Here is an 18518-nt window from a genome sequence, read left to right as displayed (position 1 = left end):
ACCCACAGGACACACCCCCATGACTGACAAAGTAATCGTCGCCGGCGTCGGCATGATCCCGTTCGCCAAGCCGGGCAAGAGCCTCAGCTACACCGAGATGGGCGCCGAGGCCACCCGCCGCGCGCTTGCCGATGCCGGCATCGGCTACGCGGACGTGCAAGAGGCCTACGTGGGCTACGTCTACGGCGATTCCACCTGCGGCCAGACCGCGCTGTACGAAGTGGGCATGACCGGCATCCCGGTGGTCAATGTCAACAACAACTGCTCGACCGGCTCCACTGCGCTGTATCTGGCGCGCAAGGCGATTGCCTCGGGCGATGCCGATTGCGTGCTGGCGCTGGGCTTCGAGCAGATGCAGGCCGGCGCGCTCAAGTCGCACTGGGACGACCGCCCGCCCACGCGCGAGCGCTTCATGCCGGTGCTGCGCGGCATGACAGCCGACATGGAGGGCATGCCCCAGGCCATCCGCACCTTCGGCGGCGCCGGCCGCGAGTACATGACGCGCTATGGCTGCGGCATGGAGACCTTCGCCGCCGTGCGCGCCAAGGCCAGCCGCCATGCCGCCAACAACCCGCTGGCGCTGTTCCGCACCATCGTCACGACAGAGGACGTGATGAACGACCAGGTGATCCTGCCCGGCGTGATGACGCGCCTGATGGCCTGCCCACCCACCTGCGGCGGTGCCGCTGCGCTGCTGGTGTCCGAGCGCTTCGCGAAGAAGCACGGGCTGCGCAGCGACGTGCAGATCCTCGCCCAGGCGATGGTCACCGACCCGGTGCAGTCGTTCGAGCCGCCCTCGATGCTGAGCTGGATCGGCACGCACATGACCGATGCCGCAGTCAAGCGCGTGTACGAGGCGGCCGGTGTCGGCCCTGAGGACATCGACGTGTGCGAGCTGCACGACTGCTTTGCGCAGAACGAGGTCATCACCTACGAGACGCTGGGCTTCTGCCCGGAAGGCGGCGCCGAGAAGTTCGTGCGCGACGGCGACAACACCTACGGCGGCAAGGTGGTGGTCAACCCCTCTGGCGGCCTGCTGTCCAAGGGCCACCCGCTGGGCGCCACCGGCCTGGCCCAGTGCTATGAGCTGACGCACCAGCTGCGCGGCAGCGCGGACCAGCGCCAGGTGCAAGGCGCGCGCCTGGGCCTGCAACACAACGTGGGCCTGGGCGGCGCCTGCGTGGTGACGCTGTACGGCCAGAACTGACAGCGCGGCCACCATGGACCTGCAACTCAACCCGAGCGAGGCGGCGTTCCGCGACGAGGTGCGCACCTTCATCCGCGAGCGCCTGCCCGCCGACATCCGCGCGCGGCTGCACCGGGGCCACCCGGGCCGCAAGCAGGACATCGTGGCCTGGCAGCGCATCCTGCACGAACGCGGCTGGGCCGCGCCGCATTGGCCGCGCGAATACGGCGGCGCCGGGCTGGGCACGGCCGAGCGGCTGATCCTGGTCGAAGAGCTGCAGCGCGCCGCGGCGCCGCATCCCCTGCCCTTCAATGTCGCGATGCTGGGGCCGGTGCTGCTGCGCTACGGCACCGAGGCGCAGAAGCGCTTCTTCCTGCCCCAGCTGGCGCGGCTGGACCTGTGGTTCTGCCAGGGCTTCTCGGAGCCCGATGCGGGTTCGGACCTGGCCTCGCTGCGCACCCGTGCTGTGCGCGATGGCGGCGACTACGTGGTCAACGGGCAGAAGATCTGGACCACCTCGGCCCACCACGCCGACTGGATCTTCGCGCTGGTGCGCACCGAGCAGTCGGCCAAAAAGCAGGACGGCATCTCGTTCCTGCTGATCGACATGAAGACGCCCGGCGTGTCGGTGCGGCCCATCGTCTCCATCGACGGGCAGCACCACCTGAACGAAGTCTTCTTCGACAACGCCCGCGTGCCCGTGGCCAACCTGGTCGGCGAGGAAGGCCGCGGCTGGGACTGTGCCAAGTACCTGCTGGCGAGCGAGCGCACCAACATCGCCAACGTGGGCCTGTGCTGGGAGCGCCTGGCCTATGCGCACGAGCTGGCCGCGCAGACCCGCCAGGGCGCGCGCTGCCTGCACGACGACCCCAAGCTCGCCGCGGAGCTGGCGGTGCTGGGCGCCGAGGTGCGCGCGCTGGAGTTGACCAACTGGCGCTTTCTGCTCGACCCGGAGATCGGCCGCAAGAACGCCGGCTTTGCCTCGGTGCTCAAGCTCAAGGGCTCGGAGCTGATGCAGGAGCTGACGGCACTGATCGCGCGCATCGCCGGCCCGGCCGGGCTGGAACGCCGCGCCGCTGAAGACGATGGTGGTGCCGGCGATTCCGATGCCGCGCTGCATCCACTGGCCGCCGCGGCCTCGCGCTACTTCTTCTTCCGCGCAGCCACCATCTACGGTGGCTCCAGCGAGGTGCAGAAGGACATTCTGGCCAAGACGCTGCTGGGCTAAGCCATGCAATTCGAACTGAACGCAGATCAACAGGCCCTGGCCGAAAGCCTGGCACGCCTGCTCGACGACCATTACGGCTTCGAGCAACGCCGCGCCATCGCGGCCTCGGACGCGGGCTGGAGCGCAGCGGCCTGGGGCCAGCTGGCCGAAATGGGCGTGACAGCCCTGGGCATTCCTGAAGCATTCGGCGGCCTGGGCGGCGGCGCGGTCGACCGCCTGCCGGTCATGCAGGCATTCGGCCGCGCCCTGCTGCTGGAGCCCTACCTGGCCAGCAGCGTGCTCGCCACCACGGCCGTGCTGTCGGCCGGCAGCGAGGCGCAGAAAGATGGCCTGCTGCCCACCCTGGCCAGCGGCGCGCTGCGCATGGCCTGGGCGCATGAGGAAGCCCAGGCGCGCCACGACCCGATGTGGGTGCAGACGCGTGCGACATGCCACGCAGGCCAGTGGCGCCTGCAGGGTGCCAAGTCGCTGGTGCTGCACGCGGCTGCGGCCAGCCGCTTCGTCGTGAGCGCGCGCATGCACGGCGAGCCCGGCGACGCAACCGGCCTGGCGCTGTTCCTGGTGCATGCCGCCGATGCCCCGCTACGCAGCTACCGCCTGGTGGACGACACGCCGGCCGGCGAGCTGATATTCGACGGCGCACCTGCCGAGCCGCTGGGCGATGCCGGCGACCACGCACGCGCCGCAACCGCCATCCACACCACGCTGGCCGCAGGCGCCGCCGCCGTCTGCGCCGACATGGTGGGCACGATGGAGACAGCCTTCGCGCTGACCACCGCCTACGTCAACACGCGCAAGCAGTTCGGCCGATTGATCGGCGAATACCAGGCGCTGCGCCACCGCGTGGCCGAGATGGCCGTCGCGCTGGAGATGGCGCGCAGCATGTCCATCGCAGCCGCCGTGGCCGCCGACGACCCGGCGTCGGACAGCGCCGCCACCGACCTGCCGCGCGCCAAGCTGGCCATCGGCCGCCATGCACGCGCACTGTGCCAGCAGGCGATCCAGTCGCATGGCGGCATCGGCATGACCGAGGAATACGCCGTGGGCCACTGCCTGCGCCGCATCCACGTGCTCGACCAGCTGTTCGGCGACGTGGACGCGCAAGCCGCGCGCCTGGCACGCCTGTGACCTCGATGAACACCAAAAGGAGACACCTCATGAACCGCCGCCACACCCTGCGCCTGCTGGGCGCCCTGACTTCGCTGTGCGCCGCCGCCCTGCCGCCGGCACTGGCCAACGACGCCTTCCCCACGCGCCCGGTGCGCTTCATCGTGCCGCTGGGTCCGGGCAGCGGCTCGGACACCATCACGCGGCTGGTGGCCAAGCTGGCCACGCCGGAGCTGGGCGGCCAGTCCACCTTCATCGAGAACAAGCCTGGCGGCGACGCCGTGCTGGCCGTGCAAAGCCTGCTGGCCGCACCGGCCGACGGCAGCAGCGTGCTGATGCTGTCGCCTTCCTCGATGGTGATCAACCCCATCATCAACGACAGCCTGCCCTACGACGCGCAGAAGGATCTGCGGCCACTGGCCACCATGCTGCGCAGCGCCGCGGTGCTGGTGACGGGCGCCGCCTCGCCCTACAAGACCTATGCCGAGGCGATGGCGGCGGCCGGCAAGGCGCCCAATGCCGTGAGCATGGCCAGCTACAGCAACCACTACCGCATCGGCGCGCTGATGCTGCAGCAGGGCGCTGGCGTCGCGTTCAACTACATCCCCTACAAGACCCCGGGCCAGGTGCAGACCGACCTGATGGGCGGCCAGGTCGACCTGGCGTTGCTCGACATCGGCGGCGCCCTGCCGCTGATCGCCGCCGGCAAGCTGCGCCCACTGGCCGTGACCGGCAAGGAGCGCCACCCCAAGCTGGCCAGCGTGCCCACCGTGCGCGAGAGCGGCCAACCCCAGTACGACCTGTACGTCTGGATCGGCCTGGGCGTCGCGGCCACGACGCCGGAGCCGGCCGTGAAGACGCTGGAGGCTGCGCTGCTCAAGGCCATGGCCCAGCCGGAGTTCAAGACCTATGTGACCGACACCGCGGGCGCGGAGGTCTACACCGTCGGCAGCAAGGAGATGGCCGACATGATCGCCTCGGAAAGCGCGCGCTACCGCGCCCTTGCCAAGCTGGTCGACCTCTCGCAGAAGTGAACGAGGACAAGGACATGCACCAACTCTGCAAGGACCGCGTGGTCGTCATCACCGGCGCGGGCCGCGGCATCGGCCGCGAGTACGCACTCGAGTTCGCACGCCACGGCGCCAAGGTCGTGGTCAACGACCTGGGCGGGCGCGGCGACGGCGGCCCCGGCGCGGCCACCGGACCGGCCTTGGAAGTCGTGGCCGAGATCGAGGCCTTGGGCGGCCAGGCCGTGGCCAACGGCGACGACGTGGCCGACTGGGCCGGCGCCAAGCGCATGGTCGACACGGCCATCGAACACTTCGGCGGCCTGGACGTGCTGGTCAACAACGCCGGCATCCTGCGCGACCGCACGCTGGTCAACATGGACGAGGACGACTGGGACGCGGTGATCCGCGTGCACCTGCGCGGCACCTTCGCGCCCTCGCGCCACGCGGCGGCCTACTGGCGCAACGAGTCGAAGGCGGGCCGCCAGCGCGATGCGAGCATCATCAACACCAGCTCGTCCTCGGGCCTGTATTGCAACGCCGGCCAGTCGAACTACGGCGCAGCCAAGGCCGGCATCGCCGCCCTGTCGGTCATCGCCTCACGCGAGCTGGACCGCTATGGCGTGACGGTGAACGCCATCTACCCCACGGCCATGAGCCGCCTGACGGAAGACATCTTCGCCAGCGCCAAGTGGCAGGCGGTGCGCAACGAGGCGCCGGGCTTCGACCCGCTCGATGCGTCGAACGTCGCGCCGCTGGTGGCCTGGCTGGGCAGCAGCGCATCGCGCGGCATCACCGGCCGCGTGTTCGGCGCGCGCGGCGGACGCATCACGGTGGCCGAGGGCTGGCACGCCGGCCCGCGCATCGAGAAGCAAGGGCGCTGGACGGTGGAAGAACTTGGCGGCCTGATCCCCGCGCTGGTGGCCAAGGCCGCGCCCAACGCGCTGACCACCGGCGACATTCCGGCCGTGGAGACCTGACATGAGCCAGCTGATCGAAGCCGTCCGTCTCGCCCGGCTGCCCGACGCGGCCGAGGCCTTTCGCCACGAGGTGCGCGCCTTCCTGGCAGAGCATCTGGAAGCGGCACCGCCATCCGTGCGTGCGCGCAGCTGGATGGGCTTCGACGCCACCTTCAGCCGGCGCCTGGCCGAGCGCGGCTGGGTCGGCATCACCCTGCCCGCCCGCTACGGCGGCGCCGGGCTGGACGCCTTTCGCCGCTTCGTGCTGGTCGAGGAGATGCTGGCTGCGGGCGCGCCCGTGGCGGCGCACTGGATTGCCGACCGGCAAAGCGGCCCGCTGCTGCACAAGTTCGGCACCGAGGCGCAAAAGGACTTCTACCTGCCGCGCATCTGCCGCGGCGAGGCCTTCTTCTGCATCGGCATGAGCGAGCCCAACGCGGGCTCGGACCTGGCCAGCGTGCGCACGCGCGCCGTGCGGGTGGATGGCGGCTGGCGCCTGACGGGCCGCAAGATCTGGACGACCAACGCCCAGCGCTCCCACTACATGATCGCGCTGGTGCGCACCTCGGGCGCGCCAGAGGACCGGCAAGCTGGCCTGTCCCAGCTGATCGTCGACCTTTCGCTGCCCGGCGTGCAGGTGCGCCCTATCGTCGACCTGACGGGCGACGCGCATTTTTCCGAAGTGACGTTCGACGATGTGCTGCTCAGCGACGATGCACTGATCGGCGACGAAGGCAGCGGCTGGATGCAGGTGAACGCCGAGCTGGCGTTCGAACGCAGCGGCCCCGAGCGCCTGTACTCCAGCGTGGTGCTGCTCGACACCTGGATGCAGAGCCTGCGCAAGTCGGGTTGCTCACAAGCGGACGCCACGCTGCTGGGCGAGTTCACGACGCAGCTGGCCACGCTGCGCAGCCTGTCGGTGGCTGTGACCACCAAGCTGGCGCGCGGCGAAAGCCCGGTGGTCGAAGCGGCGCTGGTCAAGGACATCGGCACCACGTTCGAGCAGGCCATTCCCGCCGCCATCGAAGCCGCCGTGGCGGCCGACCCGGCACGCGGCGCGGCCGACGATGCCGAGCTGATGCGCACCATCGCCTACCTGAGCCAGATCTCGCCGACCTTCTCGCTGCGTGGCGGCACGCGCGAGATCCTGCGCGGCATGATCGCGCGCGGCCTGGGTCTGCGCTGAGCTTCCCTTCCAGGAGAACACTTCATGTTTACAGAAGCCATCGAGGCGATCCTCGTGGACCAGTGCACGCCCGCCGCGATCCGCGCCATCGAGAACGGCGGCCCGCCCACGGCGCTGTGGAATGCGCTGGCCGAGAGCGGGTTTCTCGAACTGATGGGCAGCGAGCAGGCCGGCGGCGCCGGGCTCGACCTGGAGGCGGTGTTCCCGATCTTCGTGGCCTTCGGCCGGCATGCGGTGCCGGTGCCGGCAGCGCAGAGCATCGCCGCGCGGGCGCTGCTGGGCGACGTGGCGGCACCGCACGGCATGCTCACGCTGGTGGGCCATGCGCGGCGCGCAGCGGACGGATCCGTCAGCGCGGGCAACGTGCCCTCCGGCGCCATCGCCGACCACGCACTGGCCAATGTCGATGGGCAACTCGTGTTGCTCGACTGCGCGCGGGCAGAGCGCACGCACGATGGCATCTGCGGCAGCCTGGCCGCATCGCTGCGCTGGCCGGCAGACGCCATCGGCACGCCGGTCGGCGACCACGGCGCGCAGGTGGCGGTGTTCAGCGCCGCGCTGCACGCCGCCGCCATGGCAGGGGCCATGGAACGCATGTTCTCGATGACGCTCGCCTACTGCAACGACCGCGCGCAGTTCGGCAAGGCCATCGGCAGGTTCCAGGCGGTGCAGCACCAGCTGAGCGTGATGGCCGAACATGTGGCCTGCGCGGGCGTGGCGGCCGAACTGGCCTTCCAGCCCGGCGAGCATGTGCCCGCCCTGCTGGCCGCCGCCACGGCGAAGGCGCGCACCAGTGCATCGGTGCCGCTGGTGGCAGCCACAGCGCACGCCTTGCACGGCGCCATTGGCGTCACCGAGGAGTTCGACCTGCAGCTCTACAGCCGCCGTCTGCACGCATGGCGCATGGCCGATGGCTCGGAGACGTACTGGAACCGCATCGTCGGCGAGACGCTGCTCGGCGGCACCGCCTCGTCGGTGCTGCAATTCGTGATGCAGGAGATCGTGGCATGAGCAACTTCTTGGACTACGCGCAGGACGGCCACATCGTCACCCTGACGATGAACGACCCCGAGCGGCGCAATCCGCTCACCGGCAACACGGCGGTGCCTGAATTCCTGGCGGCCATCGACCGCATCCATGCCGACCACACGGTGCGCGCGGTGATCCTGACGGGCGCGGGCCCGGGCTTCTCCTCGGGCGGCAACGTGCGCGACATGGGGCGCTACGCCGAGATGCCGCCCATGGACCTGCGCCGCGAGTACCGGCTGGGCATCCAGAAACTGCCGCAGGCGCTGTTCAACCTCGAAGTGCCGGTGATCGCGGCCGTGAACGGCCATGCCATCGGCGCGGGGCTGGACCTGGCCTGCATGTGCGACATCCGCGTGGCAGCCGAAGAGGCCAGGTTTGCCGAGAGCTTCGTCAAGCTCGGGATCATTCCGGGCGATGGCGGTGCGTGGCTGCTGCCGCGCATCATCGGCCTTTCACGCGCGACCGAGCTGACCTTGACCGGCGCGACGATCGACGCGCGGCAGGCGGCAGAGTGGAACCTGGTGTCGCGCGTGGTGCCACGCGACGAGTTGATGCCGACAGCGCGCGCCCTGGCCGACCAGATCGCCGCCAACCCGCCGCATGCCGTGCGGCTGGCCAAGCGGCTGCTGCGCGAGGCGCTGCATTCGCGGCTGGACACGTTGCTGGAAATGTCGGCCGCGTTCCAGGTGATGGCGCACCAGACGGCGGACCACCGCGAGGCGGTGGCGGCATTCATCGACAAGCGAGCGCCGGTGTTTCAGGGCTGAATGTCGGCTGCCGTGTTGCGCAGGGCCCACCCGCTGCAACGTGCACGGCCCTGCAAGCGAGGCGCTCAGCCTGCAGATCGGCGCGCCAGCCGTCCAGCGCGCCACAACCTCCATGGCCTCAGAACGCCTCGGCAGGCAACGCCGTCACGCTGGCCGCACCCGCGACGATGCTCTGCGCCACGGCCGGCACAGCGTTCAGGATGTGCTCGGCGTAGAAGCGCGCGGTGACGGTCTTGGCCTGCATGAAGGGCCCATCCTGGCAGGTGGCAAGCAGCCGCTGCGCCACCAGCAATGAGCGCGCCAACTGCCAGCCGGCCACCAGCTTGCCCGTGGCCAGCAGGTAGGGCACGCTGCCCGCGAAAACTGCACCGGGTAAGGTGCTGGCCTGGCCCACCACGAAGTCGACGACCTTGGCGTAAGCCTCACGCGCGGCCTTCAGCGACTGGAGCACGGCCTGGGCATCGTCACCGCCCTGCCCGGCCAGTTCGGCTTCGGTCGCCATCACCTGCGCGGCGATGGCCCTGGCCACTTGGCCGCCGTCGCGCACGGTCTTGCGGCTCACCAGGTCGTTGGCCTGGATGGCGGTCGTGCCTTCGTAGATGGTCAGGATGCGCGCATCGCGCAGGTACTGCGCAGCACCGGTCTCCTCGATGTAGCCCATGCCGCCGTGCACCTGCACACCGAGCGAGGCCACCTCCACGCTCATCTCGGTGCTGTAGCCCTTGACCAGCGGCACCAGGAATTCGTACAAGGCCAGGTTCTGCTGGCGCGTGTCGGCATCGGGGTGGCGGTGGGCCGCGTCGTGGGCGGTGGCTGCCACGCTGGCCATGGCGCGGCAGCCTTCGGTGTGCGCGCGCATCGTCATCAGCATGCGCTTGACGTCCGGGTGGTGGATGATGGGCGCGCTGGCGTCGGCCGAGCCATCCACCGGGCGGCCCTGCACGCGGTCCCGGGCATAGGCCACGGCGTGCTGGTAGGCCCGCTCGGCAATGGCGATGCCCTGCACGCCCACCGCGTAGCGGGCCGAGTTCATCATGATGAACATGGTCTCCAGGCCGCGGTTCTCATGGCCCACCAGGTAGCCCACGGCGCCGGGGCCGGCGCTGCCCGCCATGCCGTCGCCGTACTGCAGCACGGCGGTGGGGGATGCCTTTATGCCCAGCTTGTGCTCGATGCTCACGCACTGCACGTCGTTGCGCGCGCCGAGGCTGCTGTCCGCGTTCACCAGGAACTTGGGCACAAGGAACAGGCTGATGCCCTTCACGCCCGGCGGCGCGCCGGCCACGCGGGCCAGCACCAGGTGCACGATGTTCGGCGCCATGTCGTGCTCGCCGTAGGTGATGAAGATCTTCGTGCCGAAGACCTTGTAGCTGCCGTCGGGCTGCGGCTCGGCGCGGGTGCGGATGAGCGCCAGGTCGCTGCCGGCCTGCGGTTCGGTCAGGTTCATGGTGCCGGTCCATTGGCCGGTGACCAGCTTTTCCAGGTAGGTGGCTTTCAGTGCATCGGAGCCGGCCATCAGCAGGGCCTCGATGGCGGCCTCGCTCAGCATGGGGCACAGGGCCAGGCTCATGTTGGCGGCGTGCAGCATCTCCGCGCAGGCGGCGCCCACGGTCTTGGGCAAGCCTTGCCCACCGTATGCGGGCGGGTGCTGCAGGCCCTGCCAGCCACCGGCGGCGAACTGCGCGAATGCCTGCTTGAAGCCTGGCGTCGTCGTCACCGCGCCGTCCTGGAACCACGATGGTTGCCGGTCCCCGGCCACGTTGAGCGGTGCCACCACGTCCTGGTTGAAGCGCGCGCATTCCTCCAGCACGGCACGGGTGGTGTCGAGGCCGGCGTCCTCGAAGCTCGGCAGCCGGGCCACCTGGTCGATGCCGGCCAGATGCTCGATGTCGAACAACATGTCTTTCAAAGGGGCAATGTAGGGCATAAAAACTCAGCTCACTTTGCGGGACTGACCCGCCCAATGGGGTTCACGCAAGGCGCGCTTGACCACCTTGCCCGCCGCTGACAGCGGCAGCTCTGCACGGAACTCGAAGCTCTTGGGGCATTTGTAGCCGGCGATGAGGCTGCGGCAATGCGCCAGCAGGGCCGCGTCGTCGAGCTGGCCGCCGGGCTTGGGCACCACCACCGCATGCACCGCTTCGCCCCACCGGGCGTCCGGCACCGCGATGACGGCGCAGGCCTGCACGGCAGGATGGCGCGCGATCACGTTCTCGACCTCGGCCGAGTAGACGTTCTCGCCGCCGCTCACGATCATGTCCTTCAGGCGGTCGACGATGAAGACGTTGCCGCCGGCGTCCATGCGGGCGCCGTCGCCGGTGTAGAGCCAGCCATTGCGCAGGGCGCGCGCCGTTTCGGCGGGCTTGTTCCAGTAGCCGAGCATGAGGTTGGGGCCACAGGCGATCAGCTCGCCGACTTCGCCGCGCGGCAGTTCCTGGCCCGTCTCGTCGACCACTTTGACGGCCACGCCAAAGGTGGCACGGCCGGCCGAGCGCGAGAGTCCGCTGGCGCGCCCCTGCACACCGTGGTTCTGCGGCGGGTTGGACGTGGCGTTGCCCAGCTCGGTCATGCCGTAGGAGTGCGTGAACTCCACGTCCGGCAGCAGCGCCAGCGCGCGTTCGAGCACCGACTCGCCGATGGGCGATGCGCCATAGACCATGCGCTTCAAGCTGCTCAGGTCGAAGCAGTCGAACTCGGGATGCGTGATGAGCGCCTGCAGCATGGTGGGTACCAGCAGCAGGTCGGTCACGCGTTCGCGCTCGATGGTCTGCAGCACTTCGCGCGCGTCGAAGCCGGTGGCCAGCACATGCGTCTGGCCGGCGATGAACTGCACCAGCGCGCGGCCGATGCCGCCCATGTGGAACAGCGGCGCCACGTGCAGCGCGATGCTGTCGCCGGGCATCGGTGTCTGCGCCAGCCGCTGGATGCCGATGGACCACAGCGTGCCGTGGCTGTGCACCACACCCTTGGGAAAGCCCGTGGTGCCACCGGTGTACAGGATGCAGGCCAGGTCGCTGGCGGCGCGGGATGCATCGTCGACCGGCGCGCCGCCAGCGACCAGCGCCTGCAGCGACAGCATGCCCTCGGACGTTGGGCCATCGCCGACATGGACAATGCGCGGCGGGCGCTTGGCGCTGGCGCAAATGCCCTCGACGCGGTGCAGGAAGTGGTCGTCGACCAAGAGGATGCCGGTGTCGCAGTCGTCCAGCGAATACACGATCTCGGCCACGCTCCAGCGCGTGTTGACCGGGTTGAGCACGCCGCCGGCCCACCACACGCCCATCAGCGCCTCCAGCCAACGGTCGGAGTTGACACCCAGGAGGCCGACCCGGTCGCCGGGCTGCATGCCCAGGGTTTGCAAGACGCCGGCGGTGCGCGCCACGCGGTCGCCAAACGTGCGAAAGCTTTGGCGCCGCTGGTGGAACACGGTGGCGGTGCGCTCGGGCGTGGCCTGGATCGCGCGCTGCAGCGCGAGGGTCATGGACATGGCTTGTTCCTCGGGCTCGGTCAGTGGGCGGGCGCCGCTTGCGTGGCGCCGTCTGCCAGCGCGGCAACTCCGGCAGCCTCGGCCGCCTGGGCGGTGCGTGTCTCCTGCTCCTGCAACTCGCGCCAGGCGATCTTGCCGGTGGCGGACTTGGGCAGCGCGTCGACGATCTGCACGATGCGCGGCGCCTTGTACGCCGCCATGTGTTCGCGGCACCAGGCCAGCAGGCTGGCGCTGTCGTCGGGGCTGCCGGCGCGCAGCGTGACCATTGCCTTGACGGTTTCACCGCGGCGCGCGTCGGGCGCGGCGATCACGCAGGCTTCCAGGATGGACGGGTGTGCATGCAGCGCGGCCTCGACCTCGGCCGGCCAGACCTTGAAGCCCGACGCATTGATCATGCGCTTGAGGCGGTCGCGCATGAAGACGTAGCCTTCCTCGTCCATGCTGGCCAGGTCGCCGGTGCGGAAGAAGCGCTTGCCGTCCTGCACGCAGAAGCTCTCGGCATTGGCCTGCGCATGGTTCCAGTAGCCCAGCATGATCTGCGCGGCGTGCACGACGATCTCGCCGACCTCGCCCTGCGGCACCGGGGCCAGCGTCTCGGGATCAAGGATGCGCAGGTCGACGCCGAAGGTCGGCACACCCAGGCAGCCTTTCTTGGGCTGGTGCATCGGGTTGGCGCACAGGAAGTTGGCGCTCTCGGTCAGGCCGTAGCCTTCGATGTAGTCCAGGCCGTAGCGGTTCTTGAGGATGTCGTTCACATGCTGCGGCGTGGCGGCCCCGCCGCCGGTCACCACGGCCAGGCTGGACAGGTCGCGCTCCTCGATGCCGGGCTGCGCGAAGAAGTCGACCAGCATCGCCGGCAGCGCCGCCCAGAAGCTCACGCGGTGGCGCTCGATCAGCAGCGCGGCAGCCTCGCGGTCCCAGCGCGGCATCAACACGATGGTGCCGCCCCAGAAGATCGCCGAGTTGATGTTGTTCTGCAGGCCGAGCAGGTGGAACAGCGGCGCCACGGCCAGGTACACCGACGACGGGTGTGTGCGCCGCCACAGCGAGGAGCCGACGCAGGACGTCATCACCGTGCGGTGCGTGTGCACGCAGGCCTTGGGCTTGCCGGTGGTGCCCGAGGTGTAGGGCAGCATGCTGAGGTCGTCGGGGCCGGCGCGGTTCGGGCCGGGCACATGCGCCCGCGCCAGCGCGGCCTGCCAGGCCACGGCGGCTGGTGGCAACGCACGGCCACCCATGCTTGCGCGCACCCAGTCGGGCGGCGGCAGGCCGGGGTCGCCGTCCGGCTCGTCGCCCAGCGCGTCGCCATAGGCATGCACCACTAGGTGCCGCAGCGCACCGCTGCCCACCAGTGGGGCGATGCGCTCCAGTAGCTCGCTGGCCACGAATGCGGCCACCGCGCCGCTGTCCTGCACGATGTGCGCCAGCTCGTCATGCACCAGCATCGCGTTGACCGGCACAAACACGGCGTCGGCCCGCAGGATGGCGAAGTAGGCCGCGATGAATTGCGGGCAGTTCTGGCTGAACACGACCACCCGGTCGCCAGGTGCCACACCGCATGCCTGCTGCAGGTAGCCGGCCATGGCCTCGGCCTGCGCCAGCAGGTCGGCATAGCGCACGGCGTTGCCGAAGAACTGAATCGCCGTCTTGGCCGGGTAGCGCCGGGCCGAGGTTTCGAGGTTGGCAAACAGGCTGGTCTCGGGAATGTAGGCCTCGCGTGGCAGCCCGCCGTGGGCGCGCGCCGCAGCGATGCGCAGGGCACCGCTAGGGCGCTCGGTCACGCCTGCGGGCGTGGGGCATGGGTGGGTGGTGCGGGGTGCTTGCATGGTGCCTTCCGGGTCTGCCTCGTCTCTTGGTGCATCGAGTAGACCGTGCATCGGGGCTGCCGCCGCCACCCCGAACGGGTGGCCCCTGGCCGCCGGCCACCCGCCCGGGGTGGTGCCGGCGTGGCACGGTTTGCCGACCATGGAGCAACACCTTGCCCAACACCCACAGGACACAGACACCATGGATTTGCACCCACCGCTCACGGCCACGCCCCGCCTGGTCCACACCCGCGAGATCGTCTGCCACGGCTACCTGCGCGACGACGGCCTGGTCGACGTGGAAAGCAGCATGCGGGACATTTCAACAGCCGGCTCGAAACTCTTCTTCAAGCCGCTGGGTCCTGGCGAAGACCTGCACCGAATGCGCCTCGTGTTGACCGTGGACGCCGGGCTGGTGCTCCGCGTCATCCAGGTGCACACCGAGGCAGCCCCTACGCCGTGGTGCGCCGAGGGCAACGCCGTCTACGACAGTCTGGTCGGCCTGAAGATCGGCCCGGGCTTCACCAGGAACGTCCGCGCCCTCGTGGGCGGGGCCAAAGGCTGCACGCATGTTACGGAGCTGATCGGGCCGGCGGCTACGACCGCCATGCAGACCTGGTTCGCACTGGGACGTGAGCGGGAAGACCTGCGTGCGGTGCACGTTCGAGCCGGCGCTCTACCCCGCCCTGCGCTAGCCGACACCTGCCAGGCCTATCGCAGCGATGGCCAAGCACTCCAAGCTATCTGGCCGCTGCACCGGCGTGCTACTGCGTCTCACGCGGAATAACGTGCAGTCGTGCATGACCCGTTAAGCAATCCGCTCTTGCAGTTCGCTGAATTTATTCAATCTTCTTCCACCGAGCTCTCGGCAGGCGATACCAGCGCGACCGGCAGGCCGAAGGTTGAGGGTCGACCGGCGCTGCGCAGCCGTTATCTGGGCCTAGAAATTCACTGGTTGGCAAGAGTAGAGCTGTCGCTCATGACTGCGGCGCGAAGGGCTGCAACGGGCGCTTATGGAGAGCTCTCCATAAGCGCCCACACCGGTCGTTGGATCCTGCTAAATGCAAGACCGTTGCGGGCGCAGAGCGCCAACTCACCCAACTGCGCGAGCAGCCGTTCGCGCGATCTGGCGACGAGTTCTCGCTGATGGACCGGTTCCGGCTATGGTGCTGTCGTCTGTCGGCGCAAGCCGAACGTAAGCTCCTAGCCGGCAGCGGGTTTACATGGGCCGGCGGCCGTGCGCCCGTAGCGGCCCTGCAACGCATTGCAGTCGGAGACCGCTGCGGCGCGCATTCCCGCCATTTCTCTAAACAGAACGAAGCCAGGCCGTTTCGTCATTTCCAGCCCGTCGATTCGCGCGCCAACGCCTCTATCTGTTGCCTTCAGCGAACTCGCGAGCGACTTGGATGAATGAACGGAACGCAGCCAGCGGATTTTTCCTACCTGGGTAGTACAGCGCCAACGGAGCCAAGGCCGGCGTCCAGTCCTCAAGAACGCGCACCAGCCGAGACGCGACGAGTTCCTCGCGTACATCCGCCCCCATGATGTAGCCGAGCCGGATTCCACTTTGCGCGGCGATTCGCACAAGGCTCGGCTCATCCAGCGTGATGGAGCCCTGCACGTCGATCTGGACGGCCTCCCCATCCTTTTCGAACCGCCAACGGAACAAAGCGTTGTTAGGAAGCCGGGCGCGAATGCAGCGAAAGCGGTACAGGTCGGTCGGCACGATGGGCTTGCCGTGCCATGCGCAGGAAATCCGGCGATGGGACAACGGCGTTGCTGCGATGCAGGCCGAGTGACAGAGAGACCATGTCGCTGGGCACCAGATCGGCGGGCCTCAGGCCCATGTCAAAGCCGGCCGCAACGATATCGACCAGCCGCCCCTCCGTGAACAGGTCGACATGCACGTGGTGGTAGCGCCGCAGGAACGTGAGGATGATCGGCGCCATCACACGCGCGGCGAGGTGGCCGAGGCCTCGATAAATCTGTACCCCTCGGACAAGTTCCAGTTCAATATGAAGCTGCGGCGCGCCTGAAGCGAAGCCTCAGTTCTGAAGGAGCCCAGAAGCGAGTCCGCGCAGATATGCCCGGTCATGGCCTTCGCCTCGGGCACACGGGCCATTCTCGAAGTTGGAAACCGACACTTGTTCAGTGTTCAAACCTCCACTGTCAGCAACCGCCCCGACAGCGGTGCCGCCCCGAGCGCGTCTAGCGGAACGCTGTTGCGCGCGCTTGTGATGTGCAGCCGTCCATGTGATCCGGCTGCATCAAACGCCAGATCAGTGGCGCTAGGCACTGGCAGGCCGATCACGCGGTCGAGCTGCCCTTCAAGCGTGAAGCGCACGACCGACCAGCCCTCCGCCAACGCCACCCACACGCCGCCGTGCTCGTCGAACGCCAGCCCGCCGAGCCGGCCTGAACCCTTGGGCATGGTGGCAAGCCGGCGCACCTGGTGCTGGCCCGGCTGTAGCAGCAAGATGGCTCCGGAGCCCGGAGCCGTCGCCAGCAGCGCCCCATCATGCGCCGCATCGCCCGCGCGCCACCGCAAGGCGGCGACCGGCTCGCTGACGCGCCAGTGAACCTGCAGCCGCCCGTCGGCCTGGACTAGGCCGATGGCAGCACCGGACTCTGGCAGCGCAAGCGCCGCCCAAAGCGCACCGTCGGCCCCGGAGCAGGCCGCGAGCGTGCTACCAGCCGGCCAGGGCAATGCGCCGGCCGGTACCCCCTGCCCATCGAGGGCGAGTGCGCCATGCTCGGTCACCGCCACCAACGCACCATCGCGCAGCAGCAGGCTGACCAGCGGTGCATCGGCTTGGTAGAAGCTGCGATCTGCGCCGTCTTCCACCACGCGGATGCAGGGCGCCAGCGCGTCCGCCCAGTACAGCCGCTGGCCGTCGGCCGACCACAGCGGATGCGCACCGTGGAAGGCCCAGGGGCCGGGCAGCGCCTGCACCGCAGCCTCGCCGGGCTCGGCGGCCTGCTCGCGCTGCGGCTGCATCTGAGCGCCCACGCGGCGCGCGGCCTCGGCCACCTCGGGGCCCAGCAGCTCCAGCCGCGCACGCGTGAGTCTCCAGGCCGGGCCGGCCACGCTGATGGCGCCGCGCACGGCACCTGCGGCATCGACCACCGCCGCGCCTACGCAGCGCACGCCGAGCACGATCTCCTCGTCGTCGATGGCGTAGCCACGCGCCTTGGTGATGCGCAGCTCGGCCTGCAGCCGGCGTCGGTCGGTGATGGTCAGCGGCGTGAGGGCCTTCAGCACCGCATCGCGGACGATGGCGTCGCGCGCCTCGTCCGTCATCTGCGACAGGATGGCCTTGCCCTGGCTGGTGCAGTGCACCGGTTTGCGCTGGCCCAGCACGGCCGCGGAGCGCTGGCTGTGCGCGCCGTCGCAACGCTCCAGCGAGATCACCTCGCGCCCGTCCAGCGTGGCGAGGTAGGTGGTCTCGCCCGTCAGGTCGCGCAGCGCGCGCAGCTCCAAAGTGGCAGCAGCCACCAGGTCCGGCATGGCGTAAGCCTGGCGCGCCATCTCAAAACAGCGAAAGCCCAGGCAGTAGACCTTGCGCAACGGGTCGCGCCGCACCAGGCCGCGAGTGACCAGCGTTGCCAGCAGGCGGTAGACCGTGGTGCGCGGGAGCGCCAACTGCTCAGCCAGCTCGGCCTGGCCTAAGCCGGCAGGCGCGGCGCCGATGGCGTCCAGCACGTCCAGGGCTTTTTCGAGTGCGCCGGTTCCCTCGCCCGTTGCTGTCGCCTGAGATGTCGCCATGTTTGTCTCAACTGGTGGGTTTTTGGCCGGACTCACGATGCGCGAGCCTGATCCCGCTGATTCTAATTTCCGGGCCATCTCCTAGGATTGGCAGGCCAGCAGCGGCGATGCCGACGTTGCATCGTCTCCCACATGTTGAGACAAACCATGCCCAACTCCAACGCCCCCAACGCCTCCAACCCCGCCCCCCTCGCCGCCATACCGCAGCGGGCGCCCGCGCCATATGTTTCAGACGCCGTGCTGGACCGCTTGGCCAAGGCCACCAGCGGCTCACTGACGACGCAGCTTTACATCAAGGGCTTCCGCCAGCCCGTGCTGCACGGCCTGACGCCACTGAACCGCAAGATCAAGCCCTTTGCCGGCCGCGCCTACACCATGCGCTTCATCCCGGCGCGCGAGGACATCGATGCCTACGGCAACCTGACGACAGAGCCCTCGGCCGAGAACCTGCAATGGGTCGGCGTGGAGCAGATCGAGCCCGGCCACGTGTTGGTCATCGACAGCAACAAGGATGGCCGCGCCGCCTCCATGGGCAACATGCTGATCACCCGCATGATGATGCGCGGCGCGCGCGGCGTGATCACCGATGGCAGCTTTCGCGACGGCACCGAGCTGGCGGGAATGGACTTTCCCATCTGGTGCACCGGCGTTACCGCGACCACGCGGCTCAGCTACCACCACGTCGCCGACCTGCAGGTGCCGATCGGTTGCGCCGGCGTGGCCGTGTACCCGGGCGACGTGATCCACGGCGACGGCGACAACATCACCGTGATCCCAGCGCACCTGGCGGAGGAAATGGCCGACCTCTGCGAAAAGCGCGACGACATCGAGGCGTATCTGGCGCTGCGCGTGCAGGCCGGCGAGGCACTGTGGGGCCTGTACCCGCCCAGCGACGCGACGCGCCGCCAGCACAAGGAATGGGTGGCCGCCGGCCGGCCCGCCATCCAGCCCGCGCTGCCCGCTGGCACACGTTGAACCCGAGGGAGACGAC

The 18518-nt window shown here is 69.2% G+C and carries 16 protein-coding genes; 10 read left to right on the top strand and 6 right to left on the bottom strand.

Annotated features, from left to right (window positions below; all coding sequences use genetic code 11):
• Window positions 1-19 precede the first annotated feature (19 nt).
• From DES41_RS23010 to DES41_RS22975, 8 genes are read left to right on the top strand one after another with little or no spacing between them, the layout of a single operon-like run.
• Window positions 20-1207: a lipid-transfer protein gene (locus DES41_RS23010; protein ID WP_114469978.1), complete on the top strand. Its 1188-nt coding sequence runs from the start codon at window positions 20-22 to the stop codon at window positions 1205-1207.
• A 13-nt stretch (window positions 1208-1220) separates the two neighbouring features.
• Window positions 1221-2414: an acyl-CoA dehydrogenase family protein gene (locus tag DES41_RS23005; protein ID WP_114469977.1), complete on the top strand. Its 1194-nt coding sequence runs from the start codon at window positions 1221-1223 to the stop codon at window positions 2412-2414.
• Between the two features lie 3 nt (window positions 2415-2417).
• Window positions 2418-3542 (top strand): acyl-CoA dehydrogenase family protein, encoded by a 1125-nt coding sequence (locus tag DES41_RS23000; RefSeq protein WP_114469976.1) that lies wholly within the window; start codon window positions 2418-2420, stop codon window positions 3540-3542.
• A 29-nt stretch (window positions 3543-3571) separates the two neighbouring features.
• A complete protein-coding gene (locus tag DES41_RS22995) occupies window positions 3572-4555 on the top strand; it encodes a Bug family tripartite tricarboxylate transporter substrate binding protein (RefSeq protein WP_245965830.1) in 984 nt (327 codons plus the stop codon).
• 14 nt (window positions 4556-4569) lie between these two features.
• A complete protein-coding gene (locus tag DES41_RS22990; protein WP_114470034.1) occupies window positions 4570-5508 on the top strand; it encodes an SDR family oxidoreductase in 939 nt (312 codons plus the stop codon).
• A 1-nt stretch (window position 5509) separates the two neighbouring features.
• Entirely contained in the window at window positions 5510-6673 is a 1164-nt protein-coding gene (locus DES41_RS22985; RefSeq protein WP_114469975.1) for an acyl-CoA dehydrogenase family protein, read from the top strand.
• 24 nt (window positions 6674-6697) lie between these two features.
• On the top strand, window positions 6698-7684 hold the full coding sequence (locus DES41_RS22980; RefSeq protein WP_114469974.1) for an acyl-CoA dehydrogenase family protein: 987 nt from the start codon (window positions 6698-6700) through the stop codon (window positions 7682-7684).
• The gene (locus tag DES41_RS22975) at window positions 7681-8469 is read left to right on the top strand and encodes a crotonase/enoyl-CoA hydratase family protein (protein ID WP_114469973.1); all 789 of its coding nucleotides are present in this window, start codon (window positions 7681-7683) and stop codon (window positions 8467-8469) included. The genes DES41_RS22980 and DES41_RS22975 overlap by 4 nt, the downstream gene beginning before the upstream one ends.
• A gap of 118 nt (window positions 8470-8587) precedes the next feature.
• Here DES41_RS22975 and DES41_RS22970 read toward each other — a convergent pair whose 3' ends face one another.
• The 3 genes from DES41_RS22970 to DES41_RS22960 are packed head-to-tail and all read right to left on the bottom strand — an operon-like array spanning window position 8588 to window position 13782.
• Window positions 8588-10396 (bottom strand): acyl-CoA dehydrogenase, encoded by a 1809-nt coding sequence (locus tag DES41_RS22970; protein ID WP_114469972.1) that lies wholly within the window; start codon window positions 10394-10396, stop codon window positions 8588-8590.
• A gap of 6 nt (window positions 10397-10402) precedes the next feature.
• Window positions 10403-11956, bottom strand: a complete 1554-nt coding sequence (locus DES41_RS22965) for a class I adenylate-forming enzyme family protein (RefSeq protein WP_114469971.1) — start codon at window positions 11954-11956, stop codon at window positions 10403-10405.
• Window positions 11957-11976: 20 nt separating this feature from the next.
• Complete coding sequence (locus DES41_RS22960) at window positions 11977-13782, bottom strand: long-chain-fatty-acid--CoA ligase (RefSeq protein ID WP_114469970.1); 1806 nt, start codon at window positions 13780-13782, stop codon at window positions 11977-11979.
• 181 nt (window positions 13783-13963) lie between these two features.
• Here DES41_RS22960 and DES41_RS22955 point away from each other — a divergent pair, with 181 nt between their 5' ends.
• A complete protein-coding gene (locus tag DES41_RS22955) occupies window positions 13964-14548 on the top strand; it encodes a DUF2889 domain-containing protein (protein WP_114470033.1) in 585 nt (194 codons plus the stop codon).
• A 582-nt stretch (window positions 14549-15130) separates the two neighbouring features.
• Here DES41_RS22955 and DES41_RS39615 read toward each other — a convergent pair.
• From DES41_RS39615 to DES41_RS22945, 3 genes are all read right to left on the bottom strand, one after another.
• Complete coding sequence (locus DES41_RS39615) at window positions 15131-15487, bottom strand: LysR substrate-binding domain-containing protein (RefSeq protein WP_211333053.1); 357 nt, start codon at window positions 15485-15487, stop codon at window positions 15131-15133.
• Window positions 15438-15746, bottom strand: a complete 309-nt coding sequence (locus tag DES41_RS39610; RefSeq protein ID WP_281277226.1) for a LysR substrate-binding domain-containing protein — start codon at window positions 15744-15746, stop codon at window positions 15438-15440. Before DES41_RS39610 ends, DES41_RS39615 begins: the two co-directional genes overlap by 50 nt.
• A 170-nt stretch (window positions 15747-15916) precedes the next feature.
• Window positions 15917-17527 (bottom strand): IclR family transcriptional regulator domain-containing protein, encoded by a 1611-nt coding sequence (locus DES41_RS22945; protein ID WP_114469969.1) that lies wholly within the window; start codon window positions 17525-17527, stop codon window positions 15917-15919.
• A gap of 147 nt (window positions 17528-17674) precedes the next feature.
• Here DES41_RS22945 and DES41_RS22940 point away from each other — a divergent pair, with 147 nt between their 5' ends.
• Window positions 17675-18502, top strand: a complete 828-nt coding sequence (locus DES41_RS22940) for an RraA family protein (protein WP_114469968.1) — start codon at window positions 17675-17677, stop codon at window positions 18500-18502.
• Window positions 18503-18518 lie beyond the last annotated feature (16 nt).

The organism is Pseudorhodoferax soli (genome assembly GCF_003337555.1).
GTDB classification, from domain to species: Bacteria; Pseudomonadota; Gammaproteobacteria; order Burkholderiales; family Burkholderiaceae_C; genus Pseudorhodoferax; species Pseudorhodoferax soli.
The sequence above is the reverse complement of the archived record's forward strand: the minus strand, read 5'-3'. Positions and strand labels throughout refer to the sequence as shown.